Raw genomic sequence first — 25,986 nt, 5'->3', positions numbered from 1 at the left:
CAACCCGCACCGAGGCTGTGATGACTCTGTATGTAAACCTCGCCGAATTGCTCGGCACCCGCATCGAACAAGGCTTCTATCGCCCAGGCGATCGCTTGCCGTCGGTGCGAGCCTTGAGCGTCGAACATGGCGTCAGCCTAAGCACGGTGCAGCAGGCCTATCGCATGCTCGAAGACAGCGGCCTGGCCACGCCAAAACCCAAGTCGGGCTACTTTGTGCCGGTCGGTCGCGAACTGCCGGAACTACCGGCCATTGGCCGCCCGGCGCAGCGGCCGGTGGAGATTTCGCAGTGGGATCAGGTACTGGAATTGATCCGCGCCGTCCCGCGCAAGGACGTCGTGCAGTTGGGTCGTGGCATGCCCGATGTCGGTTCGCCGACCATGAAGCCGCTTTTGCGCGGTCTGGCACGGATCAGTCGCCGGCAGGACATGCCCGGTCTGTATTACGACAACATCCACGGCAATCTCGAACTGCGTGAACAGATCGCGCGCCTGATGCTCGATTCTGGTTGCCAGTTGAGCGCCAGCGAGCTGGTCATCACCACCGGTTGTCACGAAGCGCTGTCCACCAGCATTCACGCGATCTGCGAGCCGGGCGACATCGTCGCGGTGGATTCGCCGAGTTTTCACGGCGCCATGCAGACGCTGAAGGGGCTGGGCATGAAAGCCCTGGAAATCCCCACCGATCCCCTCACCGGCATCAGCCTCGAAGCGCTGGAACTGGCGCTTGAGCAGTGGCCGATCAAAGTCATTCAGCTCACGCCGAACTGCAACAACCCGCTCGGCTACATCATGCCCGAGTCGCGTAAACGCGCTCTGCTCAACCTGGCGCAGCGCTTCGACGTGGCGATCATCGAAGACGATGTCTACGGCGAACTGGCCTACACCTACCCGCGTCCACGTACGATCAAATCGTTCGACGAAGACGGCCGGGTGCTGTTGTGCAGTTCGTTTTCCAAAACCCTGGCGCCGGGGCTGCGCATCGGTTGGGTCGCGCCGGGGCGATACCTCGAGCGCGTGCTGCACATGAAATACATCAGCACCGGATCGACCGCGCCGCAACCGCAGATCGCCATTGCCGAATTCATCAAGGCCGGGCATTTCGAACCGCACTTGCGGCGCATGCGCATGCAGTACCAGCGCAATCGTGACGCGATGATCGACTGGGTCACCCGCTACTTCCCCGCCGGCACCCGCGCCAGCCGTCCGCAGGGCAGCTTTATGCTGTGGGTGGAACTGCCGGAAGGCTTCGACACCCTGAAACTCAATCGCGCGCTGCACGACCAGGGCGTACAGATTGCTGTCGGCAGCATCTTTTCCGCTTCGGGCAAGTACCGTAATTGCCTGCGCATGAACTACGCGGCGAAACCGACAGCGCAGATCGAAGAGGCCGTGCGCAAGGTGGGCGCAGCGGCGATCAAGCTGCTTGCCGAGAACCCCGCCTTCTGACGCCGGAACACCTCAGCGCAGGACAAACTTCAGTTCGCTGTCGAACCGGGTCAGGTCACTGACCCGCGTGTCGGCTGACGCAACGCCGGCCTCAAACTCCAGCTCGATTTCCATGCGCTGGCCTTCAACGCCTGCGCCCGCAATCGCTGGCACCAAGCGAACGCCCGGGCGCCAGACGCGCGCGTCGGGATCTTCCCCCTGTCCTTCGCTGAGCCATTGCACCGCTTTGCCATCGAGCCGCACCGCCAGCACCCGCACCTGAAGCGTTCCGGCGCCGAAGCGGTAATGCCCGGCGTCGGCTGCCGCACCCACCAGCTCCAGACGCATCAAGCGGCTCCGCTCGCACTGGACATGAGCCTGGGCCCGCCGCAGACCAAAACTCAACGGGTCACTGTGCACTGATTGCGCCAGCAATTGCCCGCGCGTCGTCGAGCCAAAATCGATGGCCGCCGGGCCGAGCCTGACCGTGCATTCGGCGTGCGCCGGCGCTGGAAAAACGAACATCAGCAAGCTCAACGACAACCCGCTCAACGCAACGGCTTTCAATCCTCGCATGGTGCTTTTCCCTTTTCAGACAGTGCGGCAGATGGCTGTGGCGGATTCATAGAGCGTGTCGAGGTCACGCGCCTCGTCCATGGCGAACTCAAGGTTGCACCGTTGGCCGTCCGCCAACAGCACGTGCAATTGCAGGTCTGGCTGCACGTCCGACAGAAAAATCCGCCCGGCCTCCAGCACGCTGGTGACGTATTGCCCCTGCTCATCGAACACGCCGACACCCTTCTGTATCAGTACGTTGTCTGCCGTGCGCGCTTGTAGAAGCACACGTCGCGCGGTGACGATGTCGAAGGCCAGATGTGCCACCGCGTTACGTCCGATCTCGATTTCCTGATAGGCGTTGTGCACGTCGACATTTCGCCCAAGGCTCGCCGTATCGAGTTCCACCCGCCCCTTGCTGTAGGCCGGCAGACTGGCCGCGACGGCATGGCCGGCGTAGTCCGTCCACACCGGGCCGCGCGGGGTGTTGAGCTTGATCCCGGCGCTGTCGCCAGCCTTGAGCAAGGCGAAGGTATCGCGTAAAGAATAGGGCGACAGCGTCACGCCTTGAGCATGTAGCAGCACCCCGCCACGCAGGCCCACGTCATAGCTCTGGTCGCCCGCCCCGCTGTGCGCGTAGCCGATGTCCAGTTGACTGTAACGTGGCAACAGACTGACCCGGGCGTTGTAGCCGACCCGGCCGTGATCCGGTCGCTCGGCGCCGACGCTATAGGCCAGGTTATCGCTCAATTGCTCATTGAATCGCAGACCGCTGCGCGTGCCGCTGAGCTGATCATTGCGAACGTAGCCGCGCATGGCCTGGCGAGCACCCAGTGGCAGGCTGACGCTCAGGTAGGCCGCCATCCCCCGCGCATCGTCCTCGGAGTCCGCGACATCGCGCTCTAAGGTCAAGGACACGCTGGCCCGGCGCACTAGCTGCGACCAGGCCAGCGCCACTCTGGAGGTGGTCGAGCCGTCGAACATGGCCATTCGTGAGTAGCTCCCGGACAACCCGCCCAGCGCATGGCTGCTGACACTCAGGCTCGCCGTCAGCTGATCGCGTACCCGTTGCGAGGGCTGATCATGGCGCGGATCCCAAGTGGTGTCCGACAACGTGCGGAAATCCCGGGTCTGGCGGGTCATTGCCAGGCTGGCCGACAGCGCTTCGCCGAGCAGACCGTTGGCCGTCCAGCGCATCTGCGTCCCAGCCAGCGCCTGATCTTGCACCCGGGAGACCACTTGCCGCCCGCCCAGCACCAGACGATCGCCGACGGCTGTTTGCACGGCCCAGCCCACGGCCTCATACCCCGTACCGAACATGGCTCCACCCGTGGCCTGCCAACGTGGACCCAAGCGCCAATCCTTACTTGCGGCGACAAATGACGGCGCATCACGCTCGTCCCCCGAATAGCGTCGGACTTGCCCGGCGGCCAAGCCATAACCCGCCGTCCGCCCCGGCAGCGCACCGCGCAGTTGCGTTGCCGGCACAATAAAACGCCGCTGCTGGCCGCTCTCCTCGTGCACCGTGACTTCCAGATCCGCGTTCTGACTGAGCAACGGCAGCCCCACCAGGGTAAACGGCCCGCTGGGCACCACGGTGGTGTAGATAAGCGCGCCGCTCTGGGTGACTTCGATCCGGGCGGAGGAATAGGCAATGCCCTCGACTCTGGCACCGGCGCTGTCCTCGTCCAGCTCCATCAACGCCAGCTCCGGCTGCAATTGCAGGCCGTTGAAAGACTCTGCGGAAAACAGCGGCGAGAGCATGTTCAGTTGCCCTAATTGCAGGTTTGCCTGGTAACGTTCAAAGGTGTGCGAAGCATAGGCATTCAAGTGCTCGACGCGCCCCTCGCCGCCGGACTCGCTATACCCTTGGCGGCTTCGAAACGCCCAATCTGCGGTGTTCAGGCCCAACTCGGCATTGAGGCTACGGTACTGCGAGGATTGCCCGGCATAGCGGCTACCGAGCATCAATGCATCGTAATTGATGAGACCCGCCGTACCGCCATTGGCAAAACTGCGCCGCGTCGGGCTATCAGGCAACAGGGCATCGGTGGGCACCAGCAGTTCGACGTGGCCACGGGCGGGATCGGCCTGCACAACGGCGTGGGTAAAACGCCGGGCAAACAGCTCGCAGCCCGGCTCGGTTATTGCGCCGACGCGATCCAGCTGGCGGATGCCGCCACGCTCGAGCAACAAGGACGAAAAACACAACTCGCCCTCGGCATCGAACGTCACCTGCAACCGCCCCTTGGGCACGCCATTGACCGCCAGTGTCACCGTCTGCGGGCCTTCACGAAAGCGCGGCGCCTGACTGAAATACTCGGCCAGGCGCGGATCCAGCCCGCGCGACCTGAGCAGATTCTGATCGAACTGCACGCTAGCCGGCGCCGCACTGCCCATCGATGAATAACCCAATGTGCCCGCCAGCAAGAGCCCGGCACAGCAATTTGGTCGCATCAGTCCGGTCCCAACGGGGCATCAAAGTGCGAAACGGCGAAACCGTAAGTGGTCACCGGGTACAGACGTACCTTCGTCTGCACCTGATCCGGCGCGGCAGGCCCGGTCAATGTCAGGGTTTCACCGGGCAGGACGTAAGTGCGCCCCAAGTCCATCGCTTGCGGTTCCGGCAGCAACGTCACCGAGTGTCGCAGGCGTACGACATACGGACTGGGATTGCGCACCTGGATCTGCTCGCCCTGGCGCGACCAGCGCAAATGCTTCCATGGCTCGCGTTCGACCGGCAGGTTCGCCGGCCGCAGAATCGCCGGGATATTCTGCCGCACGCTCAGATCCACCCGCGCCTTGCCCGTCGAATCCTGCGGCGCGATCCCTTCGAAGACCACACGTTTGAGACGCTCGGTCTTCAACGGCTCGGCGCTGCGCAGGATGAATCGCACCCGCTGGGTGGCGCCGGGTTCAACCCGGGCTACGGGCGGTGTGAGCAATAACAGGGACTCGGTGTCCTGCGGTACATCTTGGACCGATGTGTGCAGCAACGCCGGGTGTGACTCGCTGTTGGTGACATTGATTGCCGCCTCGCCCACTCCTTCCTCCAACACCATGACCGGTGTTTCCGGAACCATTCCCGCCGCCTGGCTCGCACCCGGCAGCCATGAAACCGCCAGCAGCACGCTGGCAATGACGTTGCGCACGAAGGCGTTCATCTCGTTTCCCACAGGCACGCGCAGCCGACATCGATGCCGGGCCACGGGCCAATTCGTTGTTTTGATTGAACGTAACAGGTCCGGAAAAACCCGGCGCCCGTCGAAAGTCACTGCGGTTTTTCAGCACTGCCAACCAAATGCATGGCAGCAGTGCGCGTCACGTCAGAGGTAGAGCAGCTCGAATGTCGCCGAACCGTTGAGGGCGATTTCGGAGGTGATCGGAAGGTCCTGCGAGGGCCCGATGACCGGCACCAGCGTCATGGGAAAGATGTGCACGACACCCGGTGTCGGGCCTGCAGCGAGGGAAGCGCCCCATGAGTAGCGAAGATTGCCTCCCTCGGCGTTCTTGCCCACCAGTTTAGCCGTCTCGGGGCTGGTCCAGTTGTCCATACCCCCTTGCTTGTACATGACCATGGAAGGCTGACCATCAACAGTGGGTGTACCGAAGCGCAAACCGTAGCCACCGATCTTGGCGCCGGCCACTTCGCCAATGCCGTAGATGTACATCGCCCAGTCCGTACCATCGACAACAATCCCGGGCAGCTGCGTACTCGCCTGGTTGTCATGCACTTTGATTGCCATGGGCGCGTTTGCCGAGCAATTGACGCTAAGCGTGATGTTGTGGTTTTGCAGCTCGGTCTGCCGGTCACGGTTCAGCGAACTGGCGGGAATATTGCCCAGCTCCACGGTATTTCCCCCGGAAAATCCGGGGATGCATGAGGTCGGGATGATGGTCCCGGTGATCGACAGATCCGCACTATCGGCCATGGCCAGTGTCGGTATCAGGGCGCTTGCGACAGCAATTGCACGAAAGGTTTTGCGCATGAAAATTCTCACTCCATAAGAATCGAAAGATGACAACCAAGTGGATTTCTTCTGCATGAAAAACGGAAATGTCCTTCTCTGCGTGGTCATTATTCCGATTACTTGCGCCCAGCGATGTAAGAGGAGGTAACAATGCATGTTGGAAAAATCGCTGCAACACGTAGCTGATCAGAGCCGGAAAATTCGTCAGTTTGTTGAATACCCTGCATCCGACCGACAGTCACAGACTACAAACCGCTCTGCCCTGCCCCACGGATCGACTGCCCTCGCCGCGAACAACACTTCATCACCGGCGTGCCATACTCCAGGCCCCACCCCTGAGCGGAGAAACCTGACTTGAGAATCGGACTCCCCCAGCCGCTGGTACCGTTGCTCTTGCTGCTACTTGCCGGTTGCGCGACTGTTGATATCCCTCGACAACCCAGCCAGGCTTTGCCGGCGAAAGAGTCAGCGTTCGGCCGTTCGATTCAGGCGCAGGCTGCCCCCTACAAAGGGCAATCGGGGTTTCGCCTGCTCTCTGACAGCGGCGAGGCGTTTACCGCCCGGGCGGAGCTGATTCGCCATGCCCAGGTCAGCCTCGATTTGCAGTACTACATCGTCCACGACGGCATCAGCACGCGGATGCTGGTGGATGAAGTGCTCAGGGCTGCCGACCGCGGCGTGCGAGTCCGCATTTTGCTCGATGACACCACCAGCGATGGCCTCGATCAGATCATCGCCACGCTGGCGGCGCATCCGCAGATCCAGATTCGCTTGTTCAATCCACTGCACCTGGGGCGCAGCACCGGCGTCACGCGGGCGGCGGGACGGCTGTTCAATCTGTCCGTGCAGCATCGGCGCATGCACAACAAACTGTGGCTGGCAGATAACAGCGCGGCCATCGTCGGCGGGCGCAATCTGGGCGATGAATATTTCGACGCCGAACCCAATCTGAACTTCACGGATATCGACATGCTCAGCATCGGCCCGGTGGCCGAGCAACTCGGGCACAGTTTCGACCAGTACTGGAACAGCGCGCTGAGCAAACCGATCGACGAATTCCTCTCCAGCCAACCCACCGCCAGGGATCTGCAGAACACGCGTACACGCCTTGAGGAGTCGCTGGAAGAAACCCGCAAGCAGAACCACGCGCTGTATCAACAACTGATGAAATTCACCACCGACCCGCGCATGGACATCTGGCGCAAAGAGCTGATCTGGGCGTGGAATCAGGCGTTGTGGGACGCACCGAGCAAGGTGCTGTCAAAGGGCGAGCCGGATCCGCACCTTCTGCTGACCACGCAGTTAGGCCCGGAACTGACCGGGGTGAGCAAAGAGCTGGTCATGATTTCGGCGTATTTCGTGCCGGGCCAGCCAGGGCTCGTCTACCTGACCGGGCGCGCCGATGCCGGGGTTGCCGTGAGCCTGTTGACCAATTCGCTGGAGGCCACCGACGTGCCTGCGGTGCATGGCGGCTATGCGCCCTATCGCAAGGCATTGCTCGAACACGGCGTGAAACTGTTTGAGCTGCGGCGTCAGCCTGGGGATAACTACGGCAGCGGCCCGCGAGTCTTCTACAGCCGCTCGTATCGCGGCTCGGATTCCAGCCTGCACAGCAAGGCGATGATCTTCGATCGACGCAAATCGTTTATCGGCTCGTTCAATTTCGATCCGCGCTCAGTGCTGTGGAACACCGAAGTCGGCGTCCTGGTCGACAGCCCGGAACTCGCCGAGCATGTGCGCGCACTGGCGCTGCAAGGCATGGCGCCGACCTTGAGTTATCAGGCAAAACTCGAAAACGGCCAGGTCGTCTGGGTCACCGAGGACAACGGCCAGATGCATACGCTGACGAAAGAACCGGGGAGCTGGTGGCGGCGCTTCAACTCATGGTTCAGCACCCGCGTAGGCCTGGAGCGGATGCTGTAATCAGACAGGGGACTAATTGTGGCGAGGGAGCTTGCTCCCGCTGGGCTGCGCAGCTGCCCCAAAGATCTTGTGAGCGCTGCGCACTCAAGCGGGAGCAAGCTCCCTCGCCACATTGTTTATCCGAAACGCCGTATCAGGCAGGCTCGGTCATCGGGCCGAAAGCGCCTTGGCGCAATAACAGCAGCACCAACCCGAACGCCCCCACCGCCATCAGCAGCGGCAACGCATGCCCGTTGATCCACTGACTCCCCGCCCCCGCCGCCAGCGGCCCGACCAGACAACCAACGCCCCACAGCTGGGCAATATGCGCATTGGCCCGCACCAGCGCGTCGTCGCGATAACGCTCGCCAATCAGGATCAGCGAAAGGGTAAACAAGCCGCCGGCACTCGCACCGAACAACACCCACAATGGCCAGATCAGCAGCGTATCGAGTAACGCCGGTATCGCCAGACTCGACAGCATCAACACCACCGCACAACCGGCAAACAGCGTGCGTCGCGACAGATAATCGGCCAGGGCGCCAATCGGCAACTGCAGCAGCGCGTCGCCGACCACCACGGTGCTGACCATCGCCAAAGCGATGTCCGCCGTGAAGCCCTGTTGCAGGCAATACACCGGCAACAAGGTCAGGATCATCGCTTCGAACGCGGCAAACAACGACACCGCCCAGGCAATCGCCGGCAACTCGCGGGCAAAGCCCCACAGCTCGCTGAAGGTTACGCTGCTGGCCTCACTGCTGGGCGCGCCACTGCGCCCCAAGAGCAACAACGGCGAGACCGTCAGCAGACCGACCCCCACCCAAAAGCCGTAATCATGCTCAGTGCCGAGCGCCCCCAGCAGCAGCGGACCGGACAGTTGGCTCAACGCGTAGCTGCTGCCATACAAAGCAACCAGCCGCCCGCGCCAGTTTTCGACCACCAGTTGATTGATCCAGCTTTCGCCCAGAATAAACACGATGGTCAGGATCACGCCGATCATCAGGCGCAGCACCAGCCAGATCGGGTAACTCGGCAACAGCGCCAGCAAGCCGATCGACAATGCCCCGGCCCACAGGCAAAGGCGCATCAGGTTCGCCGTGCCGAAATACGCGGCGAGGTGGCTGGAAACCTTCGCGCCCAGTAGCACCCCGATCGCCGGCATCGCCGCCATCACACCGATGGCGAACGAGCCATAACCCCAGCCCTCCAGGCGCAACGACACCAACGGCATGCTGACCCCAAGGGCCAGACCGACACTCAAGACAGACGCCAATACGGCGAAATACGTCGCCCACCGCATGTTCCACGCTCCTGTGGATATTCTTTTTGTGTTCACCCAAAACACTGTGGGAGCGAGCCCCTGTGGCGAGGGGATTTATCCCCGTTGGGTCGCGCAGCGGCCCCAAAACCTGCAATCACGATGTACCAGGTACACCGCGTGCAATGGTTTAGCGACTGCTTCGCAGCCGAACGGGGATAAATCCCCTCACCACAGAGGCTCGCTCCCACAGGGGATCTCTGTTTGGTCAGGAAGCCCGGAGTGAGCGGGCTCCCGTCAGCGGCTTACAGCTTGATCCACGTCGCCTTCAGCTCGGTGTACTTGTCGAACGCGTGCAGCGATTTGTCGCGACCGTTGCCCGACTGTTTGAAGCCACCGAACGGTGCGGTCATGTCGCCGCCGTCGTACTGGTTGACCCACACGCTGCCGGCGCGCAAGGCCTTGGCGGTCAGGTGCGCCTTGGAAATATCCTGAGTCCACACCGCTGCGGCCAGACCGTATGGCGTGTCGTTGGCAATCTGGATGGCTTCTTCGGCGGTATCGAAAGCAATCACCGACAGCACCGGGCCGAAAATTTCTTCCTGAGCAATCTTCATGGCGTTGCTCACGCCGTCAAAAATCGTTGGCTCAACGTAGGTGCCACCGGTTTCCTGAAGGATGCGCTTGCCGCCCGCGACAAGTTTGGCGCCATCGCTGTGGCCGGATTCGATGTAGGACAGCACAGTGTTCATTTGCTGGGTGTCGACCAGCGCGCCGACGTTTGTCGCCGGGTCCAGCGGGTTACCCGGTTTCCAGGTTTTCAACGCCTCGATCACCATCGGCAAGAATGTGTCCTTGATCGAACGCTCGACCAGCAGACGCGAACCGGCGGTGCAGACCTCGCCCTGGTTGAAGGCGATGGCGCTGGCGGCGGATTCGGCGGCAGCTTGCAGGTCCGGCGCGTCGGCGAAGACGATATTCGGGCTCTTGCCACCGGCTTCCAGCCAGACGCGCTTCATGTTCGATTCGCCGGCGTAGACCATCAGTTGCTTGGCGATTTTGGTCGAACCGGTGAACACCAGGGTATCGACATCATTGTGTAGACCCAGCGCCTTGCCGACGGTGTGGCCATAGCCCGGCAGCACGTTGAGTACGCCTTTCGGAATCCCGGCTTCAACGGCCAACGCAGCGATGCGGATAGCGGTCAGCGGCGATTTTTCCGACGGTTTGAGCACCACCGAGTTACCGGTCGACAGCGCCGGACCGAGTTTCCAGCAAGCCATCATCAGCGGGAAGTTCCACGGCACGATGGCAGCGACCACGCCCACCGGCTCACGCGTCACCAGACCCAATTGGTCGTGCGGGGTCGCCGCGACTTCGTCGTAAATTTTGTCGATCGCTTCACCACTCCAGCTCAGCGCCTGCGCTGCGCCCGGTACGTCGATGTACAGCGAATCGCTGATCGGCTTGCCCATGTCGAGGGTTTCGAGCAGCGCCAGTTCTTCAGCATGCTGTTTCAGCAGGCTGGCGAAGCGGATCATGGTGGCTTTGCGTTTGGTCGGCGCCAGGCGCGACCAGACGCCGGAATTGAAAGTGGCGCGGGCGTTTTCCACGGCACGGTCGGCGTCGGCGGCGTCACAGCTGGCGATTTTGCCGAGCAGACGGCCATCGACCGGGCTGATGCATTCGAAGGTTTCGCCGGAGACGGCGTCGGTGTATTCGCCATTCAAAAAGGCGCGACCTTCGATTTTCAGATCGCGGGCGCGTTGTTCCCAGTCGGCACGAGTCAGGGTGGTCATTCGGGTGTCCTCCTCTTATTGAATACAAGCGCTGCGGCGCTCTTCAAGAATACTGCCCGGCCAGCCTGCACTTTCGGCCCAAGGCACCCGCCACCCTAAACCAGCGGCCGGGTTTGTTTCAATATATTTGACATAAGCCAGCGATACGGCCTTGCGGTGTTCATTTTAATAAACATAGACTTTGGCCCATTCCAGCCAACGCGCCGTCATTACGGGAGAAAACAACAATGAACATCCAGAACGTCGTCGACATCAGCCTGGCCAGCAGCGAAGCCGAGCGCTATCGCCCGGGCCCGACCAAAGTGCTCAAGGGCGACCCTGAGCAGGCGGTGTTTCACCAGTACGACAGCCCATGCGGGCAGATGGGTGTGGGCGTGTGGGAAGGCGCGGTGGGTCAGTGGACGGTGAACTACACCGAGCATGAGTATTGCGAAATTCTTCAGGGGGTCTCGGTGCTGCGTGACAGCGACGGCAATGCCAAGACCTTGCGGGTGGGCGATCGCTTTGTGATTCCGGCGGGGTTTCGCGGGACGTGGGAAGTGCTGGAGGCTTGCCGCAAGGTTTATGTGATCTTCGAACAGAAGACTTGAGAGGTGTGTTGGTTGATCTGACCCTATCGCGAGCAGGCTCACTCCTACATTTGGAATGCGTTCCCCTGTAGGAGTGAGCCTGCTCGCGATGAGGCCCCACCAGACACCGCATAATTCAAGGGCAACAAAAAAGGCCCGCATCTCACGATACGGGCCTTTTTCGCAGTCAGGAAAAATCAATTACTTGATTTTGCCTTCCTTGTACATCACGTGCTTGCGAACAACCGGATCATATTTCTTGATCTCGATTTTGTCCGGGGTAGTACGCTTGTTCTTGTCGGTAGTGTAGAAGTGACCAGTACCGGCGCTCGAGATCAAACGAATCAATTCACGCATGATTAGCTCCCTTAAATCTTGCCATCGCGGCGAAGTTCGGCGAGCACGACAGTGATGCCACGCTTGTCGATGATACGCATGCCTTTGGCAGATACGCGCAGACGCACAAAACGTTTCTCTTCTTCAACCCAGAAGCGGTGATGCTGCAGGTTCGGCAGGAAACGACGACGGGTTTTGTTGTTTGCGTGGGAAATGTTATTCCCAGTCACCGGACCCTTACCGGTAACTTGACATACTCTCGACATGCCTCAGCCCTCTAAAACCACATGCCCAACCCGGCATGGGTTGGCCGCTTAATCTCTCAGTCATTTGGCGCCAGGCGCCGCGTTTCTTTAGAGGTCTTACCGGCTACACCTACAGTGAAGGAACCGGGCCCCTAGAAAAGAGCGCTGCTTTATACCAGAAAGACCGGGGAGCAACAACAATCGGTGTGCAATCAATCGGCAAAAAGGCGTTTTTCCCCGCTGCGAGCGCCTTGGACAAAGGCCGCAACCGATTTTGACCACTCGTCGCAGAAATCCCATCCTACAGGGGATTCAGACTTTTCATCACGCCGTTATCGAGCGGAACCGCATCAGCATGCCCCTGAAAATGCAAAAAGGGGATAGTCATTTGCAATCCAGAGCTCTAGGGTAGGACTTTTCCAGACTGCACTTGCAGATGGGCCTTCGATCTGTAAAGGAAACCGACCATGCGCCTCGCTGCCCTACCCCTGTTGCTCGTCCCGCTCCTGCTCAGCCCATTGGCCCAGGCCGCCGCGTTGAGCGTCTGTACCGAGGCCAGCCCTGAGGGGTTCGATGTGGTGCAGTACAACTCGCTGACCACCACCAATGCCTCGGCTGACGTGTTGATGAACCGCCTGGTGGATTTCGATACCGCCAGTGGCAAGGTCGTACCGAGCCTGGCCGACAGTTGGGAGATCAGCAGCGACGGCCTGGCCTATGTCTTCAAGCTGCGTCCAAAGGTGAAGTTTCACACCACCGATTACTTCAAACCGAGCCGCGAGCTGACCGCCGAAGACGTCAAATTCAGTTTCGATCGCATGCTCGACCCGGCCAATCCTTGGCACAAAGTCGCGCAGAGCGGCTTCCCCCATGCGCAGTCGATGCAACTGCCTGCGCTGATCAAGAAGATCGATGCGCTCGACCCGCTGACGGTGCGTTTCACGCTTGATCACCCGGACTCGACTTTCCTCGCGACGCTGAGCATGGGTTTCGCCTCGATCTATTCGGCCGAATACGCCGACAAGCTGATCAAGGCCAACGCCACGGACAAGCTCAACAGCCAGCCGATCGGCACCGGGCCGTTTGTGTTCAACCGGTTCCAAAAAGACGCGGCGATCCGCTACAAGGCCAACCCGGATTATTTCGGCGGCAAGCCCTCGGTCGATCCGCTGATTTTTGCCATCACCCCGGACGCCAACGTGCGCCTGCAAAAGCTGCGGCGCAATGAATGCCAGATCGCCCTGTCGCCAAAACCATTGGACGTACAGGCGGCGCTGAAAGAGCCGACGTTAAAAGTCGAAAAGACTGACGCATTCATGACTGCGTTCGTCGGCATCAACAGCCAGCACCCGCCGCTGGACAAGCCGGAAGTACGCCAGGCCATCAACCTTGCATTCGACAAGGCCAACTACATCAAAGCAGTGTTCGAGGACACCGCCGAAGCAGCCAACGGCCCTTACCCGCCGAACACCTGGAGCTACGCGAAGAACCTGCCGGGCTACCCGCACGACGTAGCCAAAGCCAAGGCGCTGCTGGCCAAGGCCGGTTTGAAGGATGGCTTCCAGACCACCATCTGGACGCGTCCGTCAGGCAGCCTGCTCAACCCGAACCCGAGCCTCGGCGCGCAGATGCTGCAGTCGGATCTGGCCGAGATCGGCATCCAGGCGGAAATCCGCGTGATCGAATGGGGCGAGCTGATTCGTCGCGCCAAGGCTGGCGAGCATGACCTGCTGTTCATGGGCTGGGCCGGCGACAACGGCGACCCGGACAACTTCCTCACGCCGCAGTTTTCCTGCGCGGCGGTGAAGTCCGGCACCAACTTCGCGCGGTACTGCAACGCCGACCTGGACAAGCTGATCAGCGCCGGCAAGACCACCAGCGAACAAGGCGTGCGTACCAAGCTGTATGAACAGGCACAGGCGCAGATTCAGCAGCAGGCGTTGTGGCTGCCGTTGGCGCACCCGACGGCGTATGCACTGACGCGCAAGGATGTTCAGGGTTACTCGGTGAGCCCGTTTGGCCGGCAGGACTACTCCAGGGTCAACCTCAAATAACCTGCCCTGCACAAAACCTGTAGGAGTGAGCCTGCTCGCGATAGCAATCTTCCAGTCACCGCATGGGTTGACTGAAATACCGCCATCGCGAGCAGGCTCACTCCTACAGGGGACCGCGTTGCCTTCGAGAGCTACATCCAGCCACACTCCGCCATCGACAGCGGCTCGCCATCGCCAATGATGAAATGATCGAGCACCCGCACATCGATCAGCTCCAGCGCCTTTTGCAAGCGCTTGGTCAGCAGACGATCCGCCTGACTCGGATCGGTGTTCCCGGACGGATGGTTATGACAGAGAATGACGGCCGCCGCGTTATTGGCCAGCGCCCGCTTCACCACTTCTCGTGGGTGCACACTAGTGTTGTCGATCGAGCCGCGAAACAGCGCTTCGAAGTTCAACACCTGATGTTTCGAATCCAGAAACAGGCAGCCGAACACCTCGTGCGGCTCATGCCGCAGCATGGCCTTGAGGTAGTCGCGTACGACCTGAGGGTTTTCCAGCGCGGGTTTCTGCCGCATTCGTTCTGCCAGATGCCGCCGCCCCATTTCCAGCACCGCCTGTAACTGCGCATATTTCGCCGGCCCCAGGCCCAACTGCTCGCTGAACGAGCCAAGATCGGCATCGAGCAGTACACGCAGGCTGCCGAATTGGCTCAAAAGGTGTCGCGCCAGATCCACAGCGCTTTTGCCGGAGACTCCGGTGCGTAGAAAAATCGCCAGTAATTCGGCATCCGAAAGGCTTCCCGAGCCCTGTTCCAGCAGTTTCTCCCGCGGCCGTTCCGCCGCTGGCCAATCGCGAATACTCATAGCACCTCCCTGTCTGTGGGCGCCGCTGTTCCGTAGCGGTCGCTGTGATATCTTAGCCCATCTTTTTTGCGGTCGATTCAACCCTGGGGAGGGGCATCGCACTGCAGTCATCAACGAAATGAAAGGCAGACCTATGCAGCGGCTGTATCGGAAACGCATCGTTCTGGGCGTCGGCGGCGGCATTGCGGCCTACAAGAGCGCCGATCTGGTTCGCCGCCTGATCGACCAGGGCGCCGAAGTGCGCGTGGTCATGACCCATGGCGGCGCCGAATTCATCACCCCGCTGACCATGCAGGCCCTGTCCGGCCACCCGGTCCATCTGGACTTGCTCGACCCGGCCGCCGAAGCCGCCATGGGCCATATCGAACTGGCCAAATGGGCCGACCTGGTGCTGATCGCCCCGGCTACCGCTGACCTGATCGCCCGCCTCGCCCAAGGCATCGCCAACGATTTGCTGACCACGCTGGTGCTGGCCACCGACGCCGTCGTCGCCGTTGCGCCGGCAATGAACCAGGCCATGTGGCGCGACCCGGCGACCCAGGCCAACCTGCAAGTCCTCGAAAGCCGTGGCCTGAAGACCTTCGGCCCGGCCTCGGGCAGCCAGGCCTGCGGCGACGTCGGCATGGGCCGCATGATGGAAGCCACCGATCTGGCGCTACTCGCCGCCGATTGCTTCCAGCGCCTGGCCCTGACCGGCAAGCATGTGGTCATCACCGCCGGCCCGACGCAGGAAAACATCGACCCCGTGCGCTACATCACTAACCACAGCTCCGGGAAAATGGGTTTTGCCCTCGCCGAAGCGGCTGTGGAGGCCGGCGCCCGCGTCACCTTGATCAGCGGCCCGGTGCATCTGCCGACCCCGGATCGCGTTACGCGCATCGATGTAGTCAGCGCCCGCGACATGCTCGCCGCCTGTGAGTCGGCGATCCCCTGCGACGTCTTCATCGCCTCCGCTGCGGTGGCGGACTACCGCCCGGAAGTCGTCGCCCCGCATAAACTCAAGAAAGATCCTACGAGCGGTGACGGCTTCGTCCTGCAAATGGTGCGCAACCCGGATATTCTCGCCACCATCGCGACCCGTCCCGACCGTCCGTTCAGTGTCGGCTTCGCTGCCGAGACCGAACATCTGCTCGACTACGCTGCACGCAAGCTGAAAGACAAGAATCTCGATCTGATCGTCGCCAACGACGTGGCCAACCCGAGCATCGGTTTCAACAGCGAAGAAAACGCCTGCAGCGTCATCGACCGTGAGCTGCACGCCACGGTTTTCGCCCAGACCAGCAAGAGCAAGATCGCTCGCCAACTGGTCACTTTTATCGCCGAACGTCTGAACCAGGTTTAATTTACATGCACGCTTTGCAAGCCAAGATCCTCGACCCACGCATCGGCACCGAATTCCCGCTGCCGCAATACGCCACCCCGGGCTCCGCCGGCCTCGACCTGCGCGCAATGCTGGAACAGGACATCGTGATCAAACCGGGTGAAACCGTGCTGATTCCCACGGGCCTCTCGGTGTACATCGGCGACCCGAACCTCGCGGCACTGATCCTGCCGCGCTCGGGCATGGGCCACAAACATGGCATCGTCCTGGGCAACCTGGTCGGCCTGATCGACTCCGATTATCAAGGCCCGCTGATGGTGTCCTGCTGGAACCGTGGCCAGAGCGATTTCACCATGACCGTCGGCGAACGTCTGGCGCAACTGGTGCTGGTTCCGGTGGTGCAGGCGCATTTTGAAATGGTTGAAGAGTTTGTCGAGACCGAGCGCGGCACCGGCGGTTTCGGCCACACCGGCACCAAATAACCGGATAGAAATTATTGTGGTGAGGGGATTTATCCCCTCGCCACAAAAAATGCGCTATATCGGCAGCAGGTTTTAACACCGCAAATCAAGGTTTTGCCGGCCGCAAGCCACGCCAGCCGAGGCGTCATGGCCCTTTCATACCACGAACTCTCTGTGGAAAACGCCGTCATACCCTTCAGTTTGAGCCTGCCGTCGAACGTTTCGCCGGTCTGTCCCGCCCTTTCGAGATGGAGCATTTCCGCAGATGAGCACCCCCGCCAAGATTGCCCCGAAGCTGCCTGACAGCATTTTCCGCGCCTACGACATTCGCGGCACCGTGCCGGAATACCTCAACGGTGAAACCGCCTACTGGATCGGCCGCGCCATCGGCTCGCAGAGCCTGGCCCAGGGCGAGCCGAACGTGTCGGTCGGTCGTGACGGCCGCCTGTCCGGCCCGGAGCTGGTCGCGGAACTGATCCGCGGGATCGCCGAAAGCGGTTGCCACGTCAGCGATGTCGGCCTGGTGCCGACGCCGGCGCTGTACTACGCCGCCAATGTGCTGGCCGGCAAGTCCGGGGTCATGCTGACCGGCAGCCACAATCCGTCGAACTACAACGGCTTCAAGATCGTGATCGCCGGCGACACCCTCGCCAACGAGCAGATCCAGGTGCTGCACGAGCGCATCAAGAACAATGACCTGAGCAGCGGCCAGGGCAGCGTCACTCAGGTCGAAATCCTCGACCGCTACAACACCGAAATCGTCCAGGACATCAAACTGACCCGCCGCCTGAAAGTCGTGGTCGACTGCGGCAACGGCGCGGCCGGCGTGATTGCTCCACAACTGATCGAAGCGCTGAATTGCGAAGTGATCCCGCTGTTCTGCGAAGTCGACGGCAACTTCCCGAATCACCATCCGGACCCGGGCAAGCCTGAGAACCTCGTCGACCTGATTGCCAAGGTCAAGGAAACCAACGCCGATATCGGCCTGGCCTTCGACGGCGACGGCGACCGCGTCGGCGTGGTGACCAACACCGGCAGCATCGTCTACCCGGATCGCCTGCTGATGCTGTTCGCCCGCGATGTGGTGGCACGCAATCCGGACGCGGAAATCATCTTCGACGTCAAATGCACCCGTCGCCTGGTGCCGCTGATCAAGGAATACGGCGGTCGGCCGCTAATGTGGAAGACCGGTCACTCGTTGATCAAAAAGAAAATGAAACAATCCGGCGCGCTGCTGGCCGGTGAAATGAGCGGGCACATCTTCTTCAAGGAGCGCTGGTTCGGTTTCGACGACGGCATCTACAGCGCCGCACGTCTGCTGGAGATCCTCAGCAAGGAAAAATCCACCGCGGAAGAGCTGTTTGCCACCTTCCCGAACGATATTTCCACGCCGGAAATCAATATCCATGTGACCGAAGAGAGCAAATTCAGCATCATTGATGCACTGCACGATGCTCAGTGGGGCGAAGGCGCCGACCTGACCACCATCGACGGCGTGCGGGTCGATTACGCCAAAGGCTGGGGCCTGGTGCGCGCCTCCAACACCACACCGGTGCTGGTGCTGCGTTTCGAGGCCGATGACGAGGCTGAATTGCAGCGCATCAAGGATGTGTTCCACACCCAACTGAAACGCGTTGCACCTGATCTCCAACTACCGTTCTGATCCACCCGGAGCCCTGAATGACCCTCGAACGCGAAGCCGCCGCCAACACTGCCAAGGTCCTGTCCGAAGCGCTGCCTTATATCCGACGCTATGTCGGCAAGACCCTGGTAATCAAATACGGCGGCAACGCGATGGAAAGCGAGGAGCTGAAAACCGGCTTCGCCCGCGACATCGTGCTGATGAAAGCCGTGGGCATCAACCCTGTGGTCGTGCACGGCGGTGGTCCGCAGATCGGTGATCTGCTCAAGCGCCTGTCGATCGAGAGCCATTTTGTCGACGGCATGCGCGTCACCGACGCGGCGACCATGGACGTGGTGGAAATGGTGTTGGGCGGTCAGGTCAACAAAAGCATCGTCAACCTGATCAACCGCCACGGCGGCAGCGCCATCGGCCTGACCGGTAAAGACGCCGGGCTGATTCGCGCCAAGAAGCTCACCGTTACCCGCCAGACCCCGGAGATGACCCAGCCGGAAATCATCGACATTGGTCATGTCGGCGAAGTGGTCGGGATCAACACCGAGCTGCTGAACCTGCTGGTCAAAGGCAACTTCATCCCGGTGATCGCGCCGATCGGCGTGGGTGAAAACGGCGAGTCGTACAACATCAACGCCGACCTGGTGGCCGGTAAAGTCGCCGAAGCCCTGAAAGCCGAGAAGCTGATGCTGCTGACCAACATCGCCGGCCTGATGGATAAATCGGGCACCGTGTTGACCGGCCTGAGCACGCAGCAGGTCGACGACCTGATCGCCGACGGCACGATCTACGGCGGCATGCTGCCGAAGATCCGCTGTGCGCTGGAAGCGGTACAGGGCGGTGTTGGCAGTTCGTTGATCATCGACGGTCGCGTACCGAATGCGATCCTGCTGGAAATCTTCACCGACACCGGTGTGGGCACGCTGATCAGCAATCGCAAGCGTCCATAAGCGCCAGCGCCAACAAAAAGACCCCGCTCAGTCTGACTGAGCGGGGTCTTTTTTGCACCGCGATCCCTGTGGGAGCGAGCTTGCTCGCGAAGATGGCGGCACATTCAACATTGACGCAAGCTGACCCACCGCTTTCGCGAGCAAGCTCGCTCCCACAGGTTTATCACAAGGCCATCAGACGCCGAACTGGGCGCGGTACGCTTCCACGGCCGGCAAGTGCTGCTTGAGCTGCGGATCGTCGGCGAGGAATTCCAGCACCTGATTCAGCGAAACAATGCTGATCACCGGGATACCAAAATCGCGCTCCACTTCCTGGATCGCCGACAGCTCGCCGTTGCCACGCTCCTGACGGTTCAGAGCGATCAGCACGCCGGCGGCCTTCGCGCCGTCCTGGGAGGCGATGATCTGCATCACTTCACGGATGGCGGTACCGGCGGTGATCACGTCATCGATGATCAATACGTCACCGGCCAGCGGCGCGCCGACCAGGCTGCCGCCTTCGCCGTGGGCCTTGGCTTCTTTGCGGTTGAAGCACCATGGCAAGTCACGCCCATGATGTTCGGCCAGCGCAACGGCAGTGGTCGCTGCCAGCGGGATGCCTTTGTAGGCCGGGCCAAACAGAACGTCGAAAGGGATACCGCTTTCGGCGATGGCAGCGGCGTAGAAACGCCCCAGTTGCGCCAGGGCCGAACCCGAGTTGAACAGGCCGGCGTTGAAGAAGTAGGGACTGGTGCGTCCGGACTTCAGGGTGAACTCACCGAAGCGCAAAACCCCGCGATCGATGGCAAAACGAATGAAATCGCGCTGATACGCTTGCATGAAAAAACCCCAAATACCACGGATTTAGCTAATTAGCTTGACGCCGTGTATCATACACGCACGCGATTTTTGGGGCCATTTATGCGGATCATCAGTGTGAACGTCAATGGTATTCAGGCTGCAGTCGAGCGTGGTTTGCTCAGTTGGCTGCAAGCACAGAATGCCGACGTCATCTGCCTGCAGGACACCCGTGCCTCCGCCTTTGAACTGGATGACCCAGCCTTCCAACTGGATGGCTACTTCCTTTATGCCTGCGATGCTGAAGTCCCTGCCCAAGGTGGCGTGGCTTTGTATTCGCGGTTGCAACCGAAGGCTGTCATCAGCGGTCTCGGTTTCGAGACGGCCGACCGCTACGGGCGCTACCTGCAAGCAGATTTCGACAAAGTCAGTATTGCCACCTTGCTGTTTCCCTCCGGGATGAACGGCGATGAGGACTTGAACCAGAAGTTCAAGCTCATGGACGACTTCGGCAAGTACCTGGACAAACAGCGACGCAAACGTCGCGAGTACATCTACTGTGGCTCGCTCTACGTTGCGCAGCAGAAGCTCGACATCAAGAACTGGCGCGACAGCCAGCAATCTCCAGGCTTCCTGGCGCCGGAACGCGCCTGGATGGACGAGATTGTCGGCAACATGGGCTATGTCGATGCGTTGCGCGAAGTCAGCCGTGAAGGCGATCAGTACAGCTGGTGGCCGGATAACGAACAGGCCGAGATGCTCAACCTGGGTTGGCGTTTTGATTACCAGATCCTGACGCCAGGCCTGCGCCGCTCGGTGCGCAGCGCACGTCTGCCGCGCCAGCCGCGGTTCTCGCAGCACGCGCCGTTGATCGTCGATTACGACTGGACGCTGACCATCTAAGTCGTATCGCAGCCATAAAAAAGCCCGCACCGTAAGATGCGGGCTTTTTCATGCGCCTCGTACTAGACGGCGGCAAAAAATGGCAAGGTCAGATAAAGCTTGATCACGATAACGTTAATGATGTCGATGAAAAAGGCGCCCACCATCGGCACCACCAGAAACGCGATCTGCGACGGCCCGTAGCGCTGCGTCACCGCCTGCATATTGGCAATCGCTGTCGGCGTAGCCCCCAGACCAAAACCGCAATGCCCCGCCGCCAGCACAGCCGCATCGTAGTTACCGCCCATTACCCGGAACGTTATAAAAATCGCGAACAGCGCCATGACCAGCGCCTGCACGGCCAGAATAATGAAGATCGGCAATGCCAGCGCCGCCAGATCCCAAAGCTTGAGCGACATCAGTGCGATCGCCAGAAACAGCGAGAGGCTGACATTGCCCAGCACAGAGACTTCACGTTCGAATACCTGATACAAGCCAAGCGCTGATAGCCCGTTACGCAACACCACGCCTACAAACAGAACACAGACAAAGGTCGGCAATTCGAAGACAGTACCGTGAAGCAAGCCATTCAACAGGTTGCCCGCGAGCAGGCTGACGGCAATCAGCGCCAGCGTTTCAACGAAGGAAAAGGGCGTGATCGAACGTTCCTTGTTCGGCTGCTCAAAACCTCTTGGTAGTCGCGGCACTTGTTGCGGACTGCAACCCGGCACTTGCACGCGCTTGATCAGCAACCTGGCAACGGGCCCACCGATGAGACCACCCAGGACAAGACCGAACGTCGCCGAGGCCAGCGCCAGTTCCGAAGCCGAGGCCAAGCCATATTTCTCGCTGAATACCGTGCCCCATGCAGCGCCGGTACCGTGGCCGCCGGCAAGCGTGATCGAGCCCGTCAGCAAGCCCATCAACGGATCGAGCCCGAGCAGGGTTGCCAAGCCGATTCCCATGGCATTCTGCACCACCAGCAATCCAATGACCGCCAGCAGGAAGACCCCAACAATGCGGCCACCCTTTTTCAGACTGGCAAGGTCCGCACTCAATCCAATCGTGGCGAAGAAAGCCAACATCAACGGTGTTTGCAAGGACGTATCGAAGCGCACCTCAATATCAAAGGTGCGCAATATCAACAGGAGCAAGGCAACCACCAGGCCGCCCGCTACCGGTTCAGGAATATTGTAACTTCGCAAAAAGCCAACACGCGTAACAAGTCCGCGCCCGAGCAGTAATACCAGAGAAGCGGCCACGAGCGTGCCGTAAAAATCGAGCTGAATCATGTGGATTATTCTTTGCTGAATATTCACGAGGCGAGCGTTTACCTGAGCTCGACCGGTGAATTGGCTGATTGTCTCAACACTGATTTCCGGGAAATTCAATAACCGTCGATGGCTTGAACATATCGAAATGTTTCAATCGAAACATCGCACGAACAACTTTAACAACCCTCTCACGCTAATAACAAGGACAGGCATAAGCACTTGCTCGTTCAGTTGTGACCAAAGGTGTAATGGCGAAACATGGATTAATAATTAGCAAACCGCACATCGCCAAGAGATTATTCCTACAACAAAAAACAATTATTCAGTTGCACAAATAAAAATACCCCGACAAAGTCTGGGGCATTTTTAATATTACAAATCAGCGGACCGTTACTTGATCAATCGCCAAGTGAACGGATATCGGTAAGGGAAACCTTCGTTGGCTTTGACACCTGCAATAATTGTCAGAACCAAAGCAGCAATCGCGAGCAAACCAAACAGGAAGAAACCAATGATCAAAAGCATGAGCAGGAAGCAGATCATCGAAGCAATCGCGACAGTGATCTGAAAATTCAGCGCTTCTTTGCCCTGCGCATCGATGAACGGATCTTTCTCGCGCTTCATCTGCCACAGAATCAATGGCCCGATCAGATTGCCGAACGGAATCCAGATCCCCAGCAAGGCGGACAAGTGACAAAACATCGCCCACTGGCGAACCTCTTGGCTCGGCTTGGGCAGTAACTCTTGCTCATCACTCATCGCACTCTCCTTGTAGACGTGAAAACTGCTCAGTCAGCCAGCGCCGCCTTTTGCAGTTCAAAGATCTCGTTCATGCCTTTTTTCGCCAGTTCCAGCATCGCGTTCAAGTCTTCCGGCTGGAACGGCGCGCCTTCAGCGGTGCCCTGTACTTCGATGAAACCACCAGTGCTGGTCATCACCACGTTGAGATCGGTCTCGGCAGCGGAGTCTTCCAGGTAATCCAGATCCAGTACGGCTTCGCCCTGGTACATGCCGACCGATACCGCGCCAATCATTTGCTTGAGCGGGTCGCCGCCTTTAAGGCCGCCGCGCTTCTTGATCACTTTCAAGGCATCAACCAGCGCAACCATGGCACCGGTGATGGACGCGGTGCGGGTGCCGCCATCCGCCTGGATCACGTCGCAATCGACGTACAGGGTCACGTCGCCGAGCTTCGACATGTCCAGCGCCGCGCGCAGCGAACGGCCGATCAGGCGCTGGATTTCCAGCGTGCGGCCGCCCTGCTTGCCACGGCTCGCTTCGCGCTGGTTACGTTCGCCAGTGGCGCGCGGCAGCATGCCGTACTCGGCAGTCAACCAGCCCTGACCCTGGCCTTTGAGGAAGCGCGGCACGCCGTTTTCGACGCTGACGGTGCAGATGACTTTGGTATCACCGAATTCGACCAGTACGGATCCCTCGGCGTGTTTGGTGTAGTTGCGGGTGATGCGGATCGAGCGGAGCTGATCGGCAACGCGACCACTTGGACGTTTCATAGGGACACCTGTACTGAGGACGGAAAACTGCCAAGCATTATAGAGCGCTGCACCGCGCCTGGGCACTTGTTAAAAACGCTGGCCGACGGCCGAAGGCCCTGAGTCGCGCATAACCGACGGGCTGCAGCGCTTTGTCACACCGTGTGTTTGGGCGCATTCGCCGCACTGCGCTACAATCCTGCGCCTTTGCTGCCAGTCGGCTTAAATTCACTGAAATCGCGCCTGCGGAACACCCTGCTGCGCCGATCTGCATTGCGAGGTCACCGCCATGGTGCACAGCATGACCGCCTTCGCCCGCGTCGAGAAAGCCGGCGCTCAGGGCACCCTGAGCTGGGAACTGCGCTCGGTCAACAGCCGCTATCTGGAACCGCACCTGCGCTTGCCGGAGTCGTTTCGCGACCTGGAAGGCTCGGTGCGTGAAGCGCTGCGCCAGGGGCTGTCGCGGGGCAAACTGGAGTGCACGCTGCGCTTCACCGAAGAAAGCACCGGCAAAACCCTGCAAGTCGATCGCGAGCGCGCCGCGCAACTGGTCGACGCCGCGGAAACCGTCGCCGGGCTGATCAGCAATCCCGCCGCACTGAATCCGCTGGAAGTGCTGGCCTGGCCCGGCGTGCTGGTGGGCGATGCGACTGACCCGCAGGCATTGAACGCCGACGCGCTGGCCCTGTTCAATCAAGGCCTCAGTGAGTTGAAGGCCGGCCGCGAGCGCGAAGGCTCGGAGCTGGCACGGCTGATCAATGAGCGCCTGACCTCCATCGAAGCGGACGTCGTGACGCTGCGCGAACTGGTGCCGCAGATGCTTGCCACTCAGCGCCAGAAAGTCCTCGACCGCTTCGCCGACATGAAGGCCGAGCTCGATCCGCAGCGCCTGGAACAGGAAATGGTCATGCTCGCGCAAAAGAGCGACGTGGCCGAAGAACTGGATCGCCTGAGCACCCACATCATCGAAGTTCGCCGGGTGCTCAAATCCGGCGGTGCGGCCGGGCGACGCCTGGACTTCCTGATGCAGGAGCTCAATCGCGAAGCCAACACCCTGGGCTCCAAGGCCTTCGACCCGCGCAGCACCCAAGCCGCCGTCAACCTCAAAGTGTTGATCGAGCAGATGCGCGAACAAGTGCAGAATATTGAGTAAGGCTACCCTGACATGAACCACCACACCGGCACCCTGTACATCATTTCCGCGCCATCGGGCGCGGGCAAAAGCAGTCTGGTCAAAGCGTTGACCGACGCCAATTCAGAGATCCGCGTTTCGGTCTCGCACACCACCCGCGCCATGCGTCCGGGCGAAGTGGACGGCGTCAACTATCACTTCGTGACCCGCGAAGAGTTCGTCAAGATGGGCGAGCACGGTGACTTCCTCGAACGCGCTGAAGTCTTCGGCAACTTCTACGGCACCTCGCAGAGCCGCCTGCAACAAACGCTGGACGAAGGTCACGACCTGATCCTGGAAATCGACTGGCAAGGCGCCGAGCAAGTGCGCAAGCTGATGCCGCAGGCGCGCTCGATCTTTATCCTGCCGCCGTCGCTTCAAGCCCTGCACCAGCGCCTGACCAACCGCGGCCAGGACAGCGACGAGATCATCGACGGCCGGATGCGCGAAGCCGTCAGCGAGATGAGTCATTATGTCGATTACGACTACCTGATCATCAACGACGATTTCGCCCACGCGCTCGACGACCTGAAGGCGATTTTCCGCGCCAATCAGCTGCAACAGAAACACCAGCAGGTACGTTTCGGCAAATTGCTGGCCGAATTGCTCGGTTAAAACAGCACTTCCCAAAATGCCTGCAAGCGCTTTACATTGGTGCTTGCAGCGCGTTGAAGGGCTTGGTCAAAAAATCAGCGCTTCCCTAATCGCTGGTGATTTTTTAAACTGCTCAGTCCGCTCGCCCAACCGGGCAGCGCGCATATTGCATTCGCTCCGAGGAATACCATGGCCCGCGTAACCGTTGAAGACTGCCTAGAACACGTGGAAAACCGCTTTGAGCTGGTCATGCTCTCTACCAAGCGTGCCCGTCAACTGGCCACCGGCGGCAAAGAGCCATTGGTCCAGTGGGAAAACGACAAGCCGACCGTTGTCGCGCTGCGTGAAATTGCTGAAGGCCTGATGAGCTACGAGTTCATCGCCGAGCAGGAAATCGTCCAGGATGAACCGCTGTTCGCAGCGTTCGAGGACGAGTCGAACGAGGCCGTCTAAGCCTATGCCTGGTCGACGTAGCACGGCGCGGGGTCAAAGCTTTCGGCAGGAATCA

24 protein-coding genes and 1 pseudogene are annotated in these 25,986 nt (G+C 60.3%); 12 read left to right on the top strand and 13 right to left on the bottom strand.

What is annotated here, in order from left to right; translation table 11 throughout:
• Positions 1–20: 20 nt before the first annotated feature.
• Positions 21–1,448, top strand: a complete 1,428-nt coding sequence (locus tag HU739_RS18650; protein ID WP_186549729.1) for an aminotransferase-like domain-containing protein — start codon at positions 21–23, stop codon at positions 1,446–1,448.
• Between the two features lie 12 nt (positions 1,449–1,460).
• Here the strand turns inward: HU739_RS18650 and HU739_RS18645 are convergent, their stop codons facing one another.
• The 4 genes from HU739_RS18645 to HU739_RS18630 all read right to left on the bottom strand — a co-directional run bounded on the left by HU739_RS18645 (position 1,461) and on the right by HU739_RS18630 (position 5,971).
• Positions 1,461–2,003 (bottom strand): DUF1120 domain-containing protein, encoded by a 543-nt coding sequence (locus HU739_RS18645; protein ID WP_186549731.1) that lies wholly within the window; start codon positions 2,001–2,003, stop codon positions 1,461–1,463.
• Positions 2,004–2,018: 15 nt separating this feature from the next.
• Complete coding sequence (locus HU739_RS18640; protein ID WP_186549733.1) at positions 2,019–4,397, bottom strand: fimbria/pilus outer membrane usher protein; 2,379 nt, start codon at positions 4,395–4,397, stop codon at positions 2,019–2,021.
• A gap of 41 nt (positions 4,398–4,438) precedes the next feature.
• Positions 4,439–5,146 (bottom strand): fimbria/pilus chaperone family protein, encoded by a 708-nt coding sequence (locus HU739_RS18635; RefSeq protein WP_186549736.1) that lies wholly within the window; start codon positions 5,144–5,146, stop codon positions 4,439–4,441.
• Between the two features lie 162 nt (positions 5,147–5,308).
• Complete coding sequence (locus HU739_RS18630) at positions 5,309–5,971, bottom strand: DUF1120 domain-containing protein (protein ID WP_186549738.1); 663 nt, start codon at positions 5,969–5,971, stop codon at positions 5,309–5,311.
• Between the two features lie 342 nt (positions 5,972–6,313).
• Between HU739_RS18630 and HU739_RS18625 the strand changes: the two genes are divergently transcribed.
• Positions 6,314–7,876 (top strand): phospholipase D family protein, encoded by a 1,563-nt coding sequence (locus tag HU739_RS18625; protein ID WP_186549761.1) that lies wholly within the window; start codon positions 6,314–6,316, stop codon positions 7,874–7,876.
• Positions 7,877–8,009: 133 nt separating this feature from the next.
• Here HU739_RS18625 and HU739_RS18620 read toward each other — a convergent pair whose 3' ends face one another.
• Positions 8,010–9,155 carry an MFS transporter gene (locus HU739_RS18620; RefSeq protein WP_186549740.1) on the bottom strand — a complete coding sequence of 382 codons (1,146 nt, stop codon included), beginning with the start codon at positions 9,153–9,155 and terminating at the stop codon, positions 8,010–8,012.
• Between the two features lie 263 nt (positions 9,156–9,418).
• Positions 9,419–10,912, bottom strand: a complete 1,494-nt coding sequence (locus tag HU739_RS18615) for an aldehyde dehydrogenase (RefSeq protein ID WP_186549742.1) — start codon at positions 10,910–10,912, stop codon at positions 9,419–9,421.
• Positions 10,913–11,139: 227 nt separating this feature from the next.
• Between HU739_RS18615 and HU739_RS18610 the strand changes: the two genes are divergently transcribed.
• A complete protein-coding gene (locus tag HU739_RS18610; protein ID WP_186549744.1) occupies positions 11,140–11,502 on the top strand; it encodes a cupin domain-containing protein in 363 nt (120 codons plus the stop codon).
• Between the two features lie 180 nt (positions 11,503–11,682).
• Here HU739_RS18610 and rpmG read toward each other — a convergent pair whose 3' ends face one another.
• Positions 11,683–11,838 carry a 50S ribosomal protein L33 gene (gene rpmG, locus HU739_RS18605; RefSeq protein ID WP_016772554.1) on the bottom strand — a complete coding sequence of 52 codons (156 nt, stop codon included), beginning with the start codon at positions 11,836–11,838 and terminating at the stop codon, positions 11,683–11,685.
• Between the two features lie 11 nt (positions 11,839–11,849).
• Positions 11,850–12,083 (bottom strand): 50S ribosomal protein L28, encoded by a 234-nt coding sequence (gene rpmB / locus HU739_RS18600; protein WP_007920377.1) that lies wholly within the window; start codon positions 12,081–12,083, stop codon positions 11,850–11,852.
• Positions 12,084–12,529: 446 nt separating this feature from the next.
• Here rpmB and HU739_RS18595 point away from each other — a divergent pair, with 446 nt between their 5' ends.
• Positions 12,530–14,116, top strand: a complete 1,587-nt coding sequence (locus HU739_RS18595) for an ABC transporter substrate-binding protein (protein ID WP_186549746.1) — start codon at positions 12,530–12,532, stop codon at positions 14,114–14,116.
• 131 nt (positions 14,117–14,247) lie between these two features.
• Here the strand turns inward: HU739_RS18595 and radC are convergent, their stop codons facing one another.
• The gene (radC, locus tag HU739_RS18590) at positions 14,248–14,922 is read right to left on the bottom strand and encodes a RadC family protein (RefSeq protein WP_186546011.1); all 675 of its coding nucleotides are present in this window, start codon (positions 14,920–14,922) and stop codon (positions 14,248–14,250) included.
• Between the two features lie 133 nt (positions 14,923–15,055).
• Here radC and coaBC point away from each other — a divergent pair, with 133 nt between their 5' ends.
• From coaBC to argB, 4 genes and pseudogenes are all read left to right on the top strand, one after another.
• Entirely contained in the window at positions 15,056–16,264 is a 1,209-nt protein-coding gene (gene coaBC, locus HU739_RS18585) for a bifunctional phosphopantothenoylcysteine decarboxylase/phosphopantothenate--cysteine ligase CoaBC (protein WP_186546334.1), read from the top strand.
• Positions 16,265–16,269: 5 nt separating this feature from the next.
• Positions 16,270–16,725 carry a dUTP diphosphatase gene (gene dut / locus HU739_RS18580; RefSeq protein ID WP_016772550.1) on the top strand — a complete coding sequence of 152 codons (456 nt, stop codon included), beginning with the start codon at positions 16,270–16,272 and terminating at the stop codon, positions 16,723–16,725.
• A gap of 238 nt (positions 16,726–16,963) precedes the next feature.
• Positions 16,964–18,367 (top strand): annotated as a pseudogene (locus HU739_RS18575) (phosphomannomutase/phosphoglucomutase); the annotation flags it as partial.
• A 17-nt stretch (positions 18,368–18,384) separates the two neighbouring features.
• Positions 18,385–19,290, top strand: a complete 906-nt coding sequence (gene argB / locus HU739_RS18570; RefSeq protein WP_150593448.1) for an acetylglutamate kinase — start codon at positions 18,385–18,387, stop codon at positions 19,288–19,290.
• A gap of 174 nt (positions 19,291–19,464) precedes the next feature.
• Here argB and pyrE read toward each other — a convergent pair whose 3' ends face one another.
• Positions 19,465–20,109, bottom strand: a complete 645-nt coding sequence (gene pyrE / locus HU739_RS18565) for an orotate phosphoribosyltransferase (RefSeq protein WP_186546015.1) — start codon at positions 20,107–20,109, stop codon at positions 19,465–19,467.
• 81 nt (positions 20,110–20,190) lie between these two features.
• Between pyrE and HU739_RS18560 the strand changes: the two genes are divergently transcribed.
• Positions 20,191–20,970 carry an exodeoxyribonuclease III gene (locus tag HU739_RS18560; RefSeq protein ID WP_016772543.1) on the top strand — a complete coding sequence of 260 codons (780 nt, stop codon included), beginning with the start codon at positions 20,191–20,193 and terminating at the stop codon, positions 20,968–20,970.
• 62 nt (positions 20,971–21,032) lie between these two features.
• Here the strand turns inward: HU739_RS18560 and gltS are convergent, their stop codons facing one another.
• The 3 genes from gltS to rph form a co-directional block, all read right to left on the bottom strand.
• Positions 21,033–22,241, bottom strand: coding sequence for a sodium/glutamate symporter (gene gltS / locus HU739_RS18555; protein ID WP_186546017.1), 1,209 nt, complete (start codon positions 22,239–22,241; stop codon positions 21,033–21,035).
• A 372-nt stretch (positions 22,242–22,613) separates the two neighbouring features.
• Positions 22,614–22,982, bottom strand: coding sequence for a DUF4870 domain-containing protein (locus HU739_RS18550; protein ID WP_016772541.1), 369 nt, complete (start codon positions 22,980–22,982; stop codon positions 22,614–22,616).
• A 29-nt stretch (positions 22,983–23,011) separates the two neighbouring features.
• A complete protein-coding gene (gene rph, locus HU739_RS18545; RefSeq protein ID WP_122594509.1) occupies positions 23,012–23,734 on the bottom strand; it encodes a ribonuclease PH in 723 nt (240 codons plus the stop codon).
• A 268-nt stretch (positions 23,735–24,002) separates the two neighbouring features.
• Here rph and HU739_RS18540 point away from each other — a divergent pair, with 268 nt between their 5' ends.
• The 3 genes from HU739_RS18540 (at position 24,003) to rpoZ (ending at position 25,931) form a co-directional block, all read left to right on the top strand.
• Positions 24,003–24,866 carry a YicC/YloC family endoribonuclease gene (locus HU739_RS18540; protein ID WP_186546019.1) on the top strand — a complete coding sequence of 288 codons (864 nt, stop codon included), beginning with the start codon at positions 24,003–24,005 and terminating at the stop codon, positions 24,864–24,866.
• 12 nt (positions 24,867–24,878) lie between these two features.
• Entirely contained in the window at positions 24,879–25,499 is a 621-nt protein-coding gene (gene gmk / locus HU739_RS18535) for a guanylate kinase (protein ID WP_186546022.1), read from the top strand.
• Between the two features lie 168 nt (positions 25,500–25,667).
• The gene (gene rpoZ, locus HU739_RS18530) at positions 25,668–25,931 is read left to right on the top strand and encodes a DNA-directed RNA polymerase subunit omega (protein ID WP_008030604.1); all 264 of its coding nucleotides are present in this window, start codon (positions 25,668–25,670) and stop codon (positions 25,929–25,931) included.
• The last annotated feature ends 55 nt before the right edge of the window (positions 25,932–25,986 follow it).

Source organism: Pseudomonas hamedanensis, from assembly GCF_014268595.2.
Lineage (GTDB): Bacteria > Pseudomonadota > Gammaproteobacteria > Pseudomonadales > Pseudomonadaceae > Aquipseudomonas > Aquipseudomonas hamedanensis.
The sequence above is the reverse complement of the archived record's forward strand: the minus strand, read 5'-3'. Positions and strand labels throughout refer to the sequence as shown.

Coding starts and splice junctions, on each gene's coding strand:
- HU739_RS18650 (WP_186549729.1), top strand. CDS start 21: ATGACTCTGTATGTAAACCTCGCCGAATTGCTCGGCACCCGCATCGAA.
- HU739_RS18645 (WP_186549731.1), bottom strand. CDS start 2,003: ATGCGAGGATTGAAAGCCGTTGCGTTGAGCGGGTTGTCGTTGAGCTTG.
- HU739_RS18635 (WP_186549736.1), bottom strand. CDS start 5,146: ATGAACGCCTTCGTGCGCAACGTCATTGCCAGCGTGCTGCTGGCGGTT.
- HU739_RS18630 (WP_186549738.1), bottom strand. CDS start 5,971: ATGCGCAAAACCTTTCGTGCAATTGCTGTCGCAAGCGCCCTGATACCG.
- HU739_RS18620 (WP_186549740.1), bottom strand. CDS start 9,155: ATGCGGTGGGCGACGTATTTCGCCGTATTGGCGTCTGTCTTGAGTGTC.
- HU739_RS18615 (WP_186549742.1), bottom strand. CDS start 10,912: ATGACCACCCTGACTCGTGCCGACTGGGAACAACGCGCCCGCGATCTG.
- HU739_RS18610 (WP_186549744.1), top strand. CDS start 11,140: ATGAACATCCAGAACGTCGTCGACATCAGCCTGGCCAGCAGCGAAGCC.
- rpmG (WP_016772554.1), bottom strand. CDS start 11,838: ATGCGTGAATTGATTCGTTTGATCTCGAGCGCCGGTACTGGTCACTTC.
- rpmB (WP_007920377.1), bottom strand. CDS start 12,083: ATGTCGAGAGTATGTCAAGTTACCGGTAAGGGTCCGGTGACTGGGAAT.
- HU739_RS18595 (WP_186549746.1), top strand. CDS start 12,530: ATGCGCCTCGCTGCCCTACCCCTGTTGCTCGTCCCGCTCCTGCTCAGC.
- radC (WP_186546011.1), bottom strand. CDS start 14,922: ATGAGTATTCGCGATTGGCCAGCGGCGGAACGGCCGCGGGAGAAACTG.
- coaBC (WP_186546334.1), top strand. CDS start 15,056: ATGCAGCGGCTGTATCGGAAACGCATCGTTCTGGGCGTCGGCGGCGGC.
- dut (WP_016772550.1), top strand. CDS start 16,270: ATGCACGCTTTGCAAGCCAAGATCCTCGACCCACGCATCGGCACCGAA.
- argB (WP_150593448.1), top strand. CDS start 18,385: ATGACCCTCGAACGCGAAGCCGCCGCCAACACTGCCAAGGTCCTGTCC.
- pyrE (WP_186546015.1), bottom strand. CDS start 20,109: ATGCAAGCGTATCAGCGCGATTTCATTCGTTTTGCCATCGATCGCGGG.
- HU739_RS18560 (WP_016772543.1), top strand. CDS start 20,191: ATGCGGATCATCAGTGTGAACGTCAATGGTATTCAGGCTGCAGTCGAG.
- gltS (WP_186546017.1), bottom strand. CDS start 22,241: ATGATTCAGCTCGATTTTTACGGCACGCTCGTGGCCGCTTCTCTGGTA.
- HU739_RS18550 (WP_016772541.1), bottom strand. CDS start 22,982: ATGAGTGATGAGCAAGAGTTACTGCCCAAGCCGAGCCAAGAGGTTCGC.
- rph (WP_122594509.1), bottom strand. CDS start 23,734: ATGAAACGTCCAAGTGGTCGCGTTGCCGATCAGCTCCGCTCGATCCGC.
- HU739_RS18540 (WP_186546019.1), top strand. CDS start 24,003: ATGGTGCACAGCATGACCGCCTTCGCCCGCGTCGAGAAAGCCGGCGCT.
- gmk (WP_186546022.1), top strand. CDS start 24,879: ATGAACCACCACACCGGCACCCTGTACATCATTTCCGCGCCATCGGGC.
- rpoZ (WP_008030604.1), top strand. CDS start 25,668: ATGGCCCGCGTAACCGTTGAAGACTGCCTAGAACACGTGGAAAACCGC.